A 13648-nucleotide genomic window follows, 5' to 3' on the forward strand; every position below is an offset into this window, starting at 1 on the left:
TACTTGTAAAAATAATCAAAAATAGTACAATTTAAAAGTAAAATCAAGGAAAAAAGGAGATATTTATTATGAAAATATGAATAAAAACAAATTTTCAAAAAATATCATTATCATTTGCTGTAATAACTGGTGTTACCGGTTTAATCTTAGGAATAGTTTCATATAATAAAAATAATCAATTAACATATTTTTATGATTACGACCATGAAGCACACTGGGGGGCAACTATTTGAGCAAGACCAGTAAGTAATAAACATAAAATTACTCTTTACTGAGCATCAAATAAATTAACTGATGATGCAGTAAAATGAGATGGTATTTATCCAGATGGATATTTTGATAATTAAATTTCTAAATTTATATAAGAAATATTTTCATTATATTTATCAAATAAATTAATATTATTTAAATTTATTTCTTGTTTATTTGTTACTAAAATTAAATCATAATTACCAGCACCAAATAGTCCGCTAACTTCAATTCGATTTAAGTTATTAATTGGATTTTCAATTTGTAATTCAAATTCACTATTATTGTCAATTTGTAAAACTTCTTTATAAAATTCTAATTTAGAAAATAATTGTGATTTATTTGAACCATATAAATTTAAAGCATTTTCGGTTTTATTTTTATTAATAATTAATCTTGTAAAATATTTTCCATATTCACCATTACCTAATGTTCAATCTGCCGGAATTAATGATGGTATATTATTGCTTTCTAATTCATTAGTTATGGATAGTCAGTTAAATTGATTATCATCTAATTTCAATAATTCATTTTGACTAATGTCATTGTTTTTTAGTTTAATGTTATTGATATCTGTAAAATCAAAATATGCAGATTTTAATACTACTTTTATATCTTTAAATTCTCAAATCTTATCAGGTGTAGAATGTATAGGATTTGATTTTAATTCAAAATAATAAGGTAATAATAATTTATAGTCATCATTTAAACCGTTATTAATAGACATGGTTGAATAAATATTTTTTGATAGCATTATAACTATTTGTTTTAATATTTTAACTTTTGGTAAATTTGTATAGTTAGGATAATCTAATTCTCATTGTTTAAATAAATTAGTAATAACTTCATTTGGTTTTTGTCCTTCAAACTTAGCACGAATTTTATCTAAATCATTCATTTCTTTTAAAACATTACTTAATGATGCACCATCAAAGTTTCTATTATAAGTATATGTATAAGTTAACATATCTAATAATACTTTTTGTAAACTATCAATTGGTGGTCTATCTTTTATTTCTAGTTCAACATCATGAAATTTATTTGTTGTAGAAATAAATAAATTATAGTCACTTACTAAAAATCATGACTCTAATTTTTTATCTTTTAATTCTAGTTCATCAGATAATGGTCATACTTTTGAATTTTTAGAAACATCATAACCAATTTTATCATTAGTTACTCTTGCATTATTAATAATTTCTTTTCTTGTTTCTCTACCACCACCAATAGCAATTAAATCTAAAACTGATTTTTCTTGTCCTATAAATTGTTTTGCTAAATTTCAAGGTAATATTTGTTCACTAAATCATTGTTGTAATATTCTAACTTTTGGTTGAGTTTCAATAGGCATTGATAATAGCGGAAATGCTATCTTATCTTTGACAAATAACTTTGGGTATACCTCCATATTGTCGACTTCACCAAGTACCTTTATATTGCCAAAAATCATGCTTCTAGGTGCTTTAATTTTTAAACCAATAACTTTGGTGTCTTTATCTAGTGGTTTTTGTAATTTAATAATAATTGGATAACCATCTCTTGTTTTAAAGTCTTTAATTTTAATAATAGTAATACTTTTAGTACTTCTAGTTTTTGGATTTTGATAAGGTTCTGAATAATTATTAATAATATATAAATTATCAATATTATTTTCAGTTAATGGTTCATTTATACTAACTGCATATAACTTAAATTGATTTAATAAATTTATTTCTTGAAATATTAAATTTTTAATATCAGTCATACTATATTCAATTGTATTGTCATTAATATTAGTACTTGCTCTTTGATTTAATTGCATAGTAAAATCAGATGTTTCAACAGCAGTAGTTTTTAATACTTTATCAATATCAATAAAACCTATTTTAATAGTATTTGCTGAAAATCTTAAACTATTATTTTCATTATTTTTAAATAAACGTTCAATTTCATAAATATAAATTTTTCTTTTTTTAAATTCATCGTATGCTCTATTAATATCAGGGTCACTAGTAGCACTCATCATATTAGTAAAATCATAAGGAATATTATCAATTAAATAATCATTTTCTATTTCTGCTTGATTAAGTTTAGTTTGTTTCTGTGGAAACTTCGTTTGTGGTTTGTTGTTGTTTTCCATTGTTTTCTCCTATTAATTGGTTATTTTCTGGATTAAATAATTTTAATTTAACTGTTAAGTTATTAATTTCTTGTTCATCATTAATATTAAATGTTTTACTATTTAATAAATCTTTATCTAAACGTACTAATATTTGAATAAATTTAAGAATATCAATATTAAATTGTCATAATTTTTGTTCAATATAATTAATAGTTGAAATATTTACCGCTGTACTTTCGGGAACCGATTGTTGTGCTGATTTCTTTTGACTTGGTATATGAATACCACAACGTTTAAATATTTCATTAATATTTCAATCATATATATCAGTTAAATTTTTACCTTTAAAATTACTACTTGTCATATTAATATTTTCACTTTTTTCATTATTATCACCAGTAGTTTTTCAAATATAGTTGTTAGTAACTAATGTTCTTACGGCTTCATCCATTGTAGATTTAGCATTACCATAAGTTTGGTCAAAAATAAACTTTGGTGAATTTAAAATAGTATCTAAAACAATTTGTTCATAAATAACATCTAATGCTTTAATTTTATCCATTACTTTATTACAATCTGCTAACTCATTTGCTTTATTTCTCATAATTGCTATTGGAATATAATTAATATTTAATGTTTGTTCTTGTTCTAAATTAGGATTATTACTATATTCTTTAAAAGGTAAAGGAAATTGTTTTTTATTATCACTAATACTATAAATTGCACGATTAATAGTTACTTGTTCATTATTTAATTTATAAACTTCAAATAATCTTACTGTTTGTGCATTTTGTTGATAACTATCATAAAAAATAGTACATTGAATTAATTTACCAGTAATATCATAAATTCTTTGCTGTATATCTACTACTTGAAAATAAAAATCATCATTAGCAATATAAATTAAATAACCACTAATTCCTAATTTGCTTAATTTAAAAATAGAATTTCAATTCTTTCTATAAAATTCTTGTTTAATTAAATATTGTTTAATAGTTTCATTATTAATATCCAATGGAGCATTATATAAATTAGCATTATTTTCAGCAACAAAATCAGTAAAATAAGTCTCATGATTAAAATCATTAAAACCAAAATAACTTAAAATAGAAGTGTGTGTACTTTTATTTTCTAAAAAAATTAATTTAGATTTTTCTTCATTATTATTAATATTTGTTTTATCTTTTCTTGGTCAAAAAGGTTTCATTTTTTTCTCCTTTCTAAAATATTTGATTAATTTTTAAGACAATTTTTACTATAATAAATATAATTAAACCAGCAACAGCAGAAGATAATAAAACTCCAATTAAACTTAAAATAATTTTTATAATTTTTCAAATCATAATTTTATTCCTGTAATTCTTCTACTTTTCATGTATTACCTTTATCGCTACCTTTTAAAGAATAAATAGTAATAAATTTTGAGTGTTGTACTGATAAAACTAAGACATTAGTATTATTGTTAAAAACTTCTATTGGTACACCTGCTATTTTTGTATTAGTTATAATAAATTCTTTAATTGCAAAAACATTATTATATATATTTCAAGAATAATAAACTTTATATCTTTTATTAACTATAAAATCATAAGTAATTTGTCAATTATCTCATTTATTTTTTTCTCTTATTCCTACTTCTTTTCAAATTGAACTACTTGGAGGAATTGGAATTGGTTGTGGTTGTTTTTTGATAATTTCATTAATAGCACCAGCAACAGTTTTATCAGTAGTTTCTAAATTAGGAATTTCAGTACCAATAGTATTTATAGAAAAAGCATATTTGAATTGGTCTTTATCCATTTTATTGTCTAATTTTTTATCTACTTCTTCTTTTTTATAATAATCAGTTAAATCAGTTTTCCCGCAAGTAGCACTAATTTTATTATTTTCATCAATTTTAATATTTTCACCAGCAATTAACTTATCTTGTTTTTTATCTAATAATTGATTTGTTTCTAGTTTTGTATAATAATCATGTTCAGTATTTTCTTCTGCTATAAATTCAGTTGGTGTATCTATTCCTTGATATTGATATATTTCTTCTATATCACCAATTAAATTAATTTTTCCAAGTTCAGGATAAGAATTACCACCACCACTAAATTGTTTCTTTTTATTGTTATAGTAAATAGTTCCAATATTTAAAATATTTTTATTTTGTATTTGTTCTCCATAAGTCATGGAATCAACATTTAACAATTCAAATTCGTTAAAAACATTATTTAAATAAATTTTAATTACTTTATAAAATTTCATAAAGTTATTTTCTGTTGAATATTGATAACTGATTTTAATAAAATATCATTTAAATATTTCTATATTATTATTTTCAACTTTTTTTCATAAGGGACTAGTTTCAATATTAAATCAATTATTTTTAACATCATTAATATTTTCGTTTGTTTTAATTAATTCACTATTTAATTTGGTAATTTCATTTTCATTTGTAGTAATTCGTTTTTGTTGTTTAGCAGAAAAATCACAAGTTGGTGCATGTGTATAATCACCAATTTGTGGATTGTTTTGTAAAACATCAGGTGGTAATGTTCCAATTTCATTAGGTCAATCTAAAATCATAGTTTCAGTTTTTGAGTCATATTCTGTTGCAACATAACCTTTATTTATTAAATTTGTAACTGGTCCCCTATATGTTTCATTTTTATTACCATTAATGGTATCATCATATAATTTTATTTGCTTTGATAATGTAAATTCTTTTTGTTCTTGAATTAATTCATTAACTTGGTTTCTAGTATAAAATGCTTTTAAGTCAATTTTTTCAACATCTATTTCATCATTATTATAATTTGAAAATATTTGTTTTAATTCTGTTAATCTTGCTCATATTTTCATTCTACTAGGTGCTAAATCTCAAATATTAATCGTAGGAGTACTACTTGCACTAAATTGATTACCATTATTAAATTGAATAGTAGCATCAACATTAAATTCAATTGGTGTACGATTAAATACTCAATGTTCAACCATAACATAAACCATATCTCTTAAAGTTTCTTTAATTAATTCATCTTTAAAACTATCAAAAGGAAATTTAGATAAAATAAAATCAAGATAAGCATTAATATCATTTTGAGCACGAATAGCAAATGTTTTAAATCAATCATCAACATTTGGTCATGTATTTATATATTGTCGTGGTGTTTCTGTAATTGTTCCAGTTAATGGATATCAGTTATTATAATTTTCTAAACTGACACCAGTTCAAAGTTTATTAATCATATTTTATCATTCCTTAAAAAATGCTTTTTTATAACGTTTGGTTTTTGATTTAGTTTTTCTATGTGATATATGTATAATTTCTTTTTGTAATTTTTTATTTCCTTTTTTTACAACTTGATTATATGCAAATTTTTCTAAATGTCTTAACAATCCAGTACCAAATACAGTATTAACTGATAATTTTAAACCCACCCTTTTAAATGATTTATTGACATTATCAATAGGATTATTAATAACATTAACTACTTTATGATAAGTTCTAATTGTCCTTAATATTTGCCTATAAATTTTAAAACTATCTTTAATCATTTGTTGTACAACTGGTAGAGCAAAAGCAATACTTTTTAATCATTTATTTTGACTAACTCCATATCCAATATATCAACCGCTATATCATCTATATCAATGAAATGGATGTATTTGAATAACAAAAGTTTCTGCTTTGATAATACTATCAATAACTACAATTGGTTTATATTTAGGATTACGATGATAAATAGTAATTCCACATTTATCTAATGATAAAGGTTGAATTTTACAAGCCATAAATACTGGTGAATTTAATGGAATTAATTGTGCATGTTTAATTGCTTTCTTTTCAGCACTTGTAAATACATCAATTGTTTTTTCTTTTAATTTATTAATTTTTTCAAATGCTTGTTTTTCTAATTTTTCGAATTTCTCTTGTAATTTATAAATATTTATTCTTATTTTTTCAAAATATGAAGTATCTTTTCAAAATTTATTTAAACCTTTTTTAAAATAAAATTTAATATCAAAATATTTAAAAGTTTGATTTGCTTTTAATACTAATTTATGAATTGAACTATTTTTAAAATTAAATTTAATTGCATTAGCACGAATTTTTTGTAAATCTAAAATTAAAGATTTTCCATATCTATTTTCTGCATGTATTGTATGAACTAAATTTAATCAGTCATGTTGGTTCATTTTTAATACTTCTTTTAAATCAGTATTATATTTTTGTAAAAAATTGTTTGCTTTATCAATATCTTTAATTTTAAATTTAGGAGTTAACTGTGGACTTAACTTTATTAATTCATTTTGTAATAATAAATAATTTTTTAATTCTTGTACTTCTAATTTTGCAAAATTATTTTTATATTGTCTTTCAGCAACAAAACCTAAATTTTGTATTATTGTTTCGCGATTTGGAGCATGGTTATAATTAAATAAATAACGTTTATTTCCAATAATTTTATCTGTTAAAATTTCTTTTCCACTTACTTGACTAATGATTTCTTGTAAATTTTTTGCTTTTTTAATGCCAATTTGTTCTAATGTTTTAGTTTTTTCTGCTAAACTAATAAATTTAGTTGTACGATAACCACGACTAATTCTATTAAGTCCAGCAAATGCAGGTAATATATTAAAAAAAGTATTTAATGGTGTAACATTTCCTTTTAAATAATCATAAACTTGATTAATAGTAAAATCAGTTAAAAACTCTACACCAACAGCACTAATACTAGCAAGTAAATCACTTGCACCTAAACCAAGTGCTAAACTTTCACTTAATCCACCAGTAAAAGGAGCAAGTGCTACTGCTATTACTTGTACACCAATCATTTCTAAAATTTCTCATCATCAACTTTTATGTTCTTGTTGTTGACTTGTTCTAGTATGTTTTGGTTTATTTATGTTTAAAAGTATTGCTGTACTAGTTGTACCAATTGGCATAATAATTATCCTTATTTAAGAGTTATTTTTATAGGATTTGTTGAACCTTGATAATTTTTATCAGTGTCATTAGTAGTGATTACTACATATAAATCTCCTGCTTTTTGGTTTTGATTACTTACATCCACTTGACCTTGGGCATCACTAAAATAATTAATAATTGGAGTTGTTAAATTTGGATTTAAATTATTTAGTTCAGTTGTATTTTTAATTGTTGTATCTAATAATTTATTCTTTTTAGTAGTATCAGCAGTAATATTAGTTGTTAATGTTGTAATTTCTTCACTTAAATATTTTTTATTAACAATACCACATAACATTCATCTTGATTCTGTTTCTGAGTTTGACATATAAGGAATAGATTCTCCTGTTACTTGTCCACCAACTAAATATCTTTTTGGAACTTTACCATCTTTAATATCTTCAACATATATACTAGTTTGTTGTAACATATATCTTTTCATTGCTTTTGGTGTTGCTAAAACAAAATTCATAATTTGATTTTTATTTTCAGTATTTTTAAATGTCATATAATCATCCATAACAATTTGACATAATACACCTTTAATATATAAATTTGTTCCATTTAATCTTAATTGTTGTGCTAGTTGATTATCAGTAATTAAACCTTTATTATCTGCTAAATAAACTAAAGTATCATAAAGACTATTTGTTATAAAAAATTTACAATTATTACTATTTCTTAATTGAAATAAAGTATTTCATGCTGATAACATTGATTTTAAATATCCTACTGGTGTTGTATCAGTAATGATTACTTTTTTGGCAGATTTAGCAATTGTATTTGTATCATTATTTGCTAAATAATCTGCTAAATCATTAGCAACTTCATATTGCATACTTTCTAGTAAATTTTGCCCATTATCTGCAAATAAATCAACTTCACCAATCATTTCTCCTGTACTAGCTTCTTTTGTAATTTCTTTAATAATTTTATCAGTATCAACATAACCAACTTCTAATCCTTTACTTTTATCATTTCAATGAAGTATTTTGAATGTTGGGTCTTTTGGTTTTTTAACTATAAATTCAATTTTTGTAGAATTAACCATTTCAATTGGAAAAAAACTTGCTCATGGACTATTTGATTGTTTATAAAATTCTATAAATTCAGGTGTTTCTACTAATTTTGTAGTATTATCTAAATTTTGTTTAAATGGCACTGGATTTGGCATTTTAAATTTTCCTTTCTTTTATAAATTATTTTTCTTTTTATAATCTAATAAACTACTTTTTATTGAAGTTTCTTGATTTGTTAATATTGTTTCTTGTTTACCACCTGTATTAATTGGTTCTTTAAATAGTGGTTGTTCTTTAATCATTTTTTTAATAGTTTCTTCAATTTTTGAATTTTCTATATTACTTGTTTTAAATTTTAAAAATTCATAAAATTCTTTTTTAACTTGATATTTTTTAAATATATTAATTATTTCTTTTTCTTTAATTTCTTGATTAAGTTTATTTAACTTATTTTCTAATTCAACAATCTTAATTTCTTGCTCTTGTTGTAAATTATTATTTTCAATTAAAGGTTCAGTATTTTGTTCAACATTAGTTTCATTTTCTAACATTTAAATCACACCTTTATTATTTATTTTCTTTTCCATTAATTTTTTCATTAAGTTTTGCTAATTTTTTTTGATGTTTCATCACTTTATTATTTCTTCTAATATGTTTTGGAGTTGTAATAAATCTTTTAAATCAAACAATTAATTCTCTACAAATTAATGTTCCTACACTTGTTCCAATAATAATTAATTCATGTAAAAATTCTTTCATTTTCAATTATTTCCTTTCAATTATTTATTTTTAATTATTCGTCAAATTGACCATTATTAATTCTTTCAATCATTGATTTTGAATTACTTATAATAGTTACCAATAAAGATATTTCTTTATTTAATTGTTCCATTCTTTCTTTATATGTCTGAATTTCATTGTTATAATATTCAATCAATTTTTCTTTATTCATTAGTTATCATCTCCTTTATAAACTATCATATGTAGTTGGTCTTTCATATAAAACATCACTACTTCCACTATTATTACTAATAGCATCACTATTAATTAATCTTCTTGTTTCATTTGTAAATGATGTTTCTTGCATTTCTTGATTATAATTTGTAGTTTCCATAGGTAATAAATTATGTATAATTTCACTTGCACCAGCAACTATTGTTGGTACTGCATAAGCATTATTAAAATCATTATTTATACCCATAGCTACACCACTTGAAATTAGACATCCACTAGTTGCCATATTACATATTTTTCTTATTACTTCAAATCTATTAGGTATTAGTTCACTTAACCCACCAATTAGATTTGATATACCATAAGTACTTAAACTAATATATGTATCTCAATCCATTTGTTGTTTATTATCATTAGTTAATAATAATGGTCATGGTGGTGTTTCTGTGGTAGTAGTTGTTAATCAAGGTGGTGGTTCAGGATTAGGATTGATTTTTGTAAATTTTGCATAATTAATTAAACCAATAGTTCCTAAACCTAATAATATTTTTTTTACTTGAATTTAATATTTTCTTTTTAGTACTTGGCATTTGATTTAAGTTTCATATATCAATTCCTAACTTTTTACTAAATAATAAAGCATTAATACTTCCTAATACTGGATTACCAATAATTTGACCATAATAAGCACTTGTACCAATCATTGCTGATAATGGACTTATTCCAATTCTTATTATTTTTAATAAAGTATAGTTATTTGATTGTACATTCGTGTCATTTGGCATTTTCATTTACTCCTTCATTTTTTGGTTTAATAAACACTTCAACTCAACCTGTATAGTGAACGTTATCACCAACTAAAATAGCAGTATTTGCATGTGGTTGAGAAACAACTAAATATTCAGCAATAACATTAGGATATTTTCATAAAATAATTGCTTTTATATCATTACTATCTGTTAAATCTTTGGGATTTGGTGAAAATATTTCTATTTTATCTTGACCAAATAAATCTGTTAATTTAGTCATTATCAAATTCACCTTTTTCTATTTTTTCAATTAATAAATTTAAAATATTTTTGTCCAAATCAGAGTTTGTATAATTAATTTTTTTAGTTCATTTAATTATATCTTTCATATATTTAAGTAATTTTTCTTTATTCATTATTTATTCTCCTTATTTAAATAATATCAACCAATTAATAAACTATCTGCTTCATCATGATTTGATATTTTTATATTTCAATTATTTTCTTTAATAATTTCTTCAGCAACATATATACTTAGTTCTTTATCTCAAGGTCTTAATCAAAAAATAGGTGGGTCATAACGTTCATATCATTTCTTTCATTCACTTGGACTTATTAACATATCTTTTGTTAATAATTTATTAAATTGTCCTGCAATAAAACCACGTAAATGTTCTTGAGTTTCATAACCAATACCATTTTTTGAATTAAAAGTACCACGTTCAATAATTAAATCCAATTCATTATCATTAACTTTTATATCTCAATAAAATTTTCTTTGTCCATCATATTCTTTTAAATTATAATTTTTAACAAATATTGGTTTTCAATTTCAAAAATCATATTTATCATGTAAATAAACTTTTTTTCATAAAGTAAATCCAGTATTTTTAATACTTGGGTCAATTGAAAGTAAATAATTAGTCATTATCAAATCACCGGTCTTTAATTCTGGTTTTAATTGGTTTATAAACTTCTTCATAATATCCGTTTAAGCGATATGTGTTTTTAAGATATTGCATAAATCTTTCTTTATTAATACAATTTTTATGTCTTGATTTATTAATTTCATCAACTTTATTTCTATGTTCTTTATCACCTTGATAACAATGTTCACATACATTTCTCAGCAGTTTTTTTCGCAAGTAAATAAATCATGTTTTTTATCACATACACAACAATCTTCACAACATACTTCTTTATTCATTATTTATTCTCCTTTCTATTATTTCTTTCTTGCTTTATTAAGAAATTTATTCAAATAATTTGATTATCACCATCACCTAATTTTTTTAAAAGATATTCATATCTTTTCTTAAAATCTTCACTATCAATATCTCTATCTTGGTAAATTATTTTTTTCAATTTTTTTATTTTATACAAGGTTTTTGGAGAATATATTTCTCCATGCATGCAAAGAAAACATTTCATTATTTATTCTCCTTATTTTCAATTTGATTAGCAATTTCACTTAATATTTTTAATACTTTATATTCATTTTTTAATTCTTTAATAATAAATATTAAAAATATTATTAGTGTTATACTTGTTATTAATATTGGTGCTATTAATAAAATTTCTCATCATATCATTTTTTACTCTTTTCATTTTTTAAATCATTTAACATTAATTGAACAAAATACACGATTTTAGGAATGTTTAAAGTATTAAAAATTTGACCAGTGACAATAATTTCATCGTTTTTGTTTAATAAAATACATCGGTTATAAAATTTTGGATTATTAAAAATTAAAGTAACATAGTTTAAACCATTTCATTGACCACGAACACTATAATATAATTCTTTATTACCTTTTTCGTAATATTTTGCTTCAATAGTGTTACTTAGTTTTACTGTTAATTTGACATAATTGGCTTTATCTTTCATTTTTATAATTCCTTAAATAGTATTGAATGTGTTTATATGCATCTTGTTCATGTTTTGTTAATTTTATATTTCCTTTATAATTTGTTATTTTATTTTTATTTTTTGGTTGGTTTTCTAGATAATCTCAGTTGAAAACATCTTGTACTAATACCATTAATGAACCAATAATTTTAGGAGTTGCTAATGGATTAGTTAATAATTGTTTTGAACTTAAAAAGAAATTTTCTACAATAACTAATATTTTGTTTTCAAAAAATTGTTCTTTGATTATTGATAATATTCTTTTATAACGATTTTTACTTTCAAAAACATGTGTTGTGTTGAATGTTTCTGTATAAATAATCCTATTTGTTTCATTTGAATATATAACAATTCCATTATTACCAATACCAGCGGGGTCAATCCCAATAATTAAGTCATATTGCATTATTAATCAAATTCACCATTTTTAATTTTTTGATTTAATTGAGATATAAGATTTAATCTTCCATTAAAACAACTTTTTCAAAGTTTAGTTACTTTTTCATCGTCTCTCATTTCTTTATTTCATTCTCATTCATCTTTAAGATATTCAAGTATTTTTTCTTTATTCATATTTATACCTCCTACTTAACCTAATATTTAAAATACAGTCATAACAAATTGCTTTACTATTTTTATCTCTTAAAAAATATTTTCTTGTTTTTATATCATTAGTATTAAAGAATAAATAATCTAATTTATTTTGTTTACATGTTCAACAAAAATACTTTTTCATTATGAGTTGAAATTTCCTTATAAGAAGTAACTATATAATTAATTGGTAAATCATCATGTTTATATGGATTATTTATTTTAAAACCTTTTCTGTTTTCTTCTCACGTAATGTTATATTTAAAACAAGGATTAGTAATTTTAGTTTTGTTATCTGTTATTTCACCCATAAATCAACTATTATGCTGTTCATAAAATGTTAATTGTTCAAGTTTTATATCATTAAGATAATATTATTTTGGAGCAGTTGGTTTATTAACAGTTATTTTTTGGTCTTTAATATATGGTTCTAATAACTTTATTAATTCATTACCACTTAATTCTTTTTTAATATTTTCTAAATTAAAAACTCAATATGTGCAACTGTTATCAACAATAAAAGAATTATTTTTAATCATTCATTTTGGAAGAGATAATTTATATTCAACATAATCAATAAGAATAGATTGTGGTTTATCTTTAACAATTTGTTCTTTTTTAAATTCTATTTGCATAATAATCCTTTCCTAATATGTTCTGTTGCTTCTAGCATAAAGAACATATATTTTTATTCTTAGATTATTAATAATACTACTATTTGTTTTATTCATTCCAGCAATTCTGGGCTCAAAAATAAATTGTGAAATTTTAAAAAACATTGAGGCATTCGATTCAATATTTATTTAATTTGCGTTTAGCAAATTAATATTTTAATTGAACCGGTCCCGCTCAATTTTTTTTACAAGTTTGAAATTTATTTTCTCGCCCAAAAATTTTTCAAAAAAAAATAAAAAATAAAACCAACACTTGCTCACTTGGTAGTGGCAAGGTTGGTTAAATAAAGAATAATAGTTGGTCCCCACTCCGGGTCTATATATACTAGTTTCCAATTCGCTCCCACCCCAAGAATTACCATTTCTGGTTAGTATATTTTATTAGGTATCACTCCACTTTTTATTTATCCATGCAAGTCCACATGCTAGCTACTATTTT

At 22.5% G+C, this 13648-nt stretch carries 24 protein-coding genes; 1 reads left to right on the top strand and 23 read right to left on the bottom strand.

Annotated elements, in window-relative coordinates; genetic code table 4:
• Nucleotides 1-68: 68 nt before the first annotated feature.
• Nucleotides 69-347 carry a hypothetical protein gene (locus AAHM79_RS04245; protein WP_342257212.1) on the top strand — a complete coding sequence of 93 codons (279 nt, stop codon included), beginning with the start codon at nt 69-71 and terminating at the stop codon, nt 345-347.
• Here the strand turns inward: AAHM79_RS04245 and AAHM79_RS04250 are convergent.
• The 23 genes from AAHM79_RS04250 to AAHM79_RS04360 form a co-directional block, all read right to left on the bottom strand.
• Nucleotides 344-2368 (bottom strand): hypothetical protein, encoded by a 2025-nt coding sequence (locus tag AAHM79_RS04250; RefSeq protein ID WP_342257211.1) that lies wholly within the window; start codon nt 2366-2368, stop codon nt 344-346. The genes AAHM79_RS04245 and AAHM79_RS04250 overlap by 4 nt on opposite strands.
• Entirely contained in the window at nt 2319-3557 is a 1239-nt protein-coding gene (locus tag AAHM79_RS04255) for a hypothetical protein (protein WP_342257210.1), read from the bottom strand. Before AAHM79_RS04255 ends, AAHM79_RS04250 begins: the two co-directional genes overlap by 50 nt.
• A 13-nt stretch (nt 3558-3570) precedes the next feature.
• Nucleotides 3571-3693, bottom strand: a complete 123-nt coding sequence (locus AAHM79_RS04260) for a hypothetical protein (RefSeq protein WP_338957828.1) — start codon at nt 3691-3693, stop codon at nt 3571-3573.
• Nucleotides 3694-3697: 4 nt separating this feature from the next.
• Nucleotides 3698-5590, bottom strand: coding sequence for a hypothetical protein (locus AAHM79_RS04265; protein ID WP_342257209.1), 1893 nt, complete (start codon nt 5588-5590; stop codon nt 3698-3700).
• A 3-nt stretch (nt 5591-5593) separates the two neighbouring features.
• A complete protein-coding gene (locus AAHM79_RS04270) occupies nt 5594-7291 on the bottom strand; it encodes a hypothetical protein (protein ID WP_342257321.1) in 1698 nt (565 codons plus the stop codon).
• Between the two features lie 11 nt (nt 7292-7302).
• Entirely contained in the window at nt 7303-8487 is a 1185-nt protein-coding gene (locus AAHM79_RS04275; RefSeq protein ID WP_338958609.1) for a hypothetical protein, read from the bottom strand.
• Nucleotides 8488-8505: 18 nt separating this feature from the next.
• Nucleotides 8506-8883 (bottom strand): hypothetical protein, encoded by a 378-nt coding sequence (locus tag AAHM79_RS04280; protein WP_342257219.1) that lies wholly within the window; start codon nt 8881-8883, stop codon nt 8506-8508.
• 16 nt (nt 8884-8899) lie between these two features.
• Nucleotides 8900-9091 carry a hypothetical protein gene (locus tag AAHM79_RS04285; protein ID WP_338957816.1) on the bottom strand — a complete coding sequence of 64 codons (192 nt, stop codon included), beginning with the start codon at nt 9089-9091 and terminating at the stop codon, nt 8900-8902.
• 34 nt (nt 9092-9125) lie between these two features.
• The gene (locus AAHM79_RS04290) at nt 9126-9284 is read right to left on the bottom strand and encodes a hypothetical protein (RefSeq protein WP_338957552.1); all 159 of its coding nucleotides are present in this window, start codon (nt 9282-9284) and stop codon (nt 9126-9128) included.
• Nucleotides 9285-9299: 15 nt separating this feature from the next.
• Nucleotides 9300-9683 (bottom strand): hypothetical protein, encoded by a 384-nt coding sequence (locus AAHM79_RS04295; protein WP_342257220.1) that lies wholly within the window; start codon nt 9681-9683, stop codon nt 9300-9302.
• A gap of 115 nt (nt 9684-9798) precedes the next feature.
• Nucleotides 9799-10071, bottom strand: coding sequence for a hypothetical protein (locus tag AAHM79_RS04300; RefSeq protein ID WP_342257221.1), 273 nt, complete (start codon nt 10069-10071; stop codon nt 9799-9801).
• Nucleotides 10040-10315 carry a hypothetical protein gene (locus tag AAHM79_RS04305; protein WP_338957557.1) on the bottom strand — a complete coding sequence of 92 codons (276 nt, stop codon included), beginning with the start codon at nt 10313-10315 and terminating at the stop codon, nt 10040-10042. The genes AAHM79_RS04300 and AAHM79_RS04305 overlap by 32 nt, the downstream gene beginning before the upstream one ends.
• Nucleotides 10308-10451 (bottom strand): hypothetical protein, encoded by a 144-nt coding sequence (locus AAHM79_RS04310; protein ID WP_338957559.1) that lies wholly within the window; start codon nt 10449-10451, stop codon nt 10308-10310. The genes AAHM79_RS04305 and AAHM79_RS04310 overlap by 8 nt, the downstream gene beginning before the upstream one ends.
• Nucleotides 10451-11017 carry a hypothetical protein gene (locus AAHM79_RS04315; RefSeq protein WP_342257344.1) on the bottom strand — a complete coding sequence of 189 codons (567 nt, stop codon included), beginning with the start codon at nt 11015-11017 and terminating at the stop codon, nt 10451-10453. Before AAHM79_RS04315 ends, AAHM79_RS04310 begins: the two co-directional genes overlap by 1 nt.
• The gene (locus tag AAHM79_RS04320; RefSeq protein ID WP_342257317.1) at nt 10956-11180 is read right to left on the bottom strand and encodes a hypothetical protein; all 225 of its coding nucleotides are present in this window, start codon (nt 11178-11180) and stop codon (nt 10956-10958) included. Before AAHM79_RS04320 ends, AAHM79_RS04315 begins: the two co-directional genes overlap by 62 nt.
• Nucleotides 11181-11241: 61 nt before the next feature.
• Nucleotides 11242-11448 carry a hypothetical protein gene (locus tag AAHM79_RS04325; RefSeq protein ID WP_342257316.1) on the bottom strand — a complete coding sequence of 69 codons (207 nt, stop codon included), beginning with the start codon at nt 11446-11448 and terminating at the stop codon, nt 11242-11244.
• A 17-nt stretch (nt 11449-11465) separates the two neighbouring features.
• The gene (locus AAHM79_RS04330; protein WP_338957563.1) at nt 11466-11627 is read right to left on the bottom strand and encodes a hypothetical protein; all 162 of its coding nucleotides are present in this window, start codon (nt 11625-11627) and stop codon (nt 11466-11468) included.
• The gene (locus AAHM79_RS04335) at nt 11603-11923 is read right to left on the bottom strand and encodes a hypothetical protein (protein WP_342257315.1); all 321 of its coding nucleotides are present in this window, start codon (nt 11921-11923) and stop codon (nt 11603-11605) included. Before AAHM79_RS04335 ends, AAHM79_RS04330 begins: the two co-directional genes overlap by 25 nt.
• Nucleotides 11913-12350, bottom strand: coding sequence for a hypothetical protein (locus AAHM79_RS04340; protein WP_338957565.1), 438 nt, complete (start codon nt 12348-12350; stop codon nt 11913-11915). Before AAHM79_RS04340 ends, AAHM79_RS04335 begins: the two co-directional genes overlap by 11 nt.
• 2 nt (nt 12351-12352) lie before the next feature.
• Nucleotides 12353-12517, bottom strand: coding sequence for a hypothetical protein (locus tag AAHM79_RS04345; protein ID WP_338957566.1), 165 nt, complete (start codon nt 12515-12517; stop codon nt 12353-12355).
• 134 nt (nt 12518-12651) lie between these two features.
• Entirely contained in the window at nt 12652-12846 is a 195-nt protein-coding gene (locus AAHM79_RS04350; protein ID WP_342257314.1) for a hypothetical protein, read from the bottom strand.
• A gap of 63 nt (nt 12847-12909) precedes the next feature.
• A complete protein-coding gene (locus AAHM79_RS04355; protein ID WP_342257423.1) occupies nt 12910-13170 on the bottom strand; it encodes a hypothetical protein in 261 nt (86 codons plus the stop codon).
• Between the two features lie 12 nt (nt 13171-13182).
• Nucleotides 13183-13314: a hypothetical protein gene (locus AAHM79_RS04360; protein ID WP_338958910.1), complete on the bottom strand. Its 132-nt coding sequence runs from the start codon at nt 13312-13314 to the stop codon at nt 13183-13185.
• Nucleotides 13315-13648 lie beyond the last annotated feature (334 nt).

Origin of the sequence: Spiroplasma endosymbiont of Nomada ruficornis (genome assembly GCF_964030795.1) — a bacterium.
Taxonomy (GTDB): Bacteria; Bacillota_I; Bacilli_A; order Mycoplasmatales; family VBWQ01; genus Spiroplasma_E; species Spiroplasma_E ixodetis_A.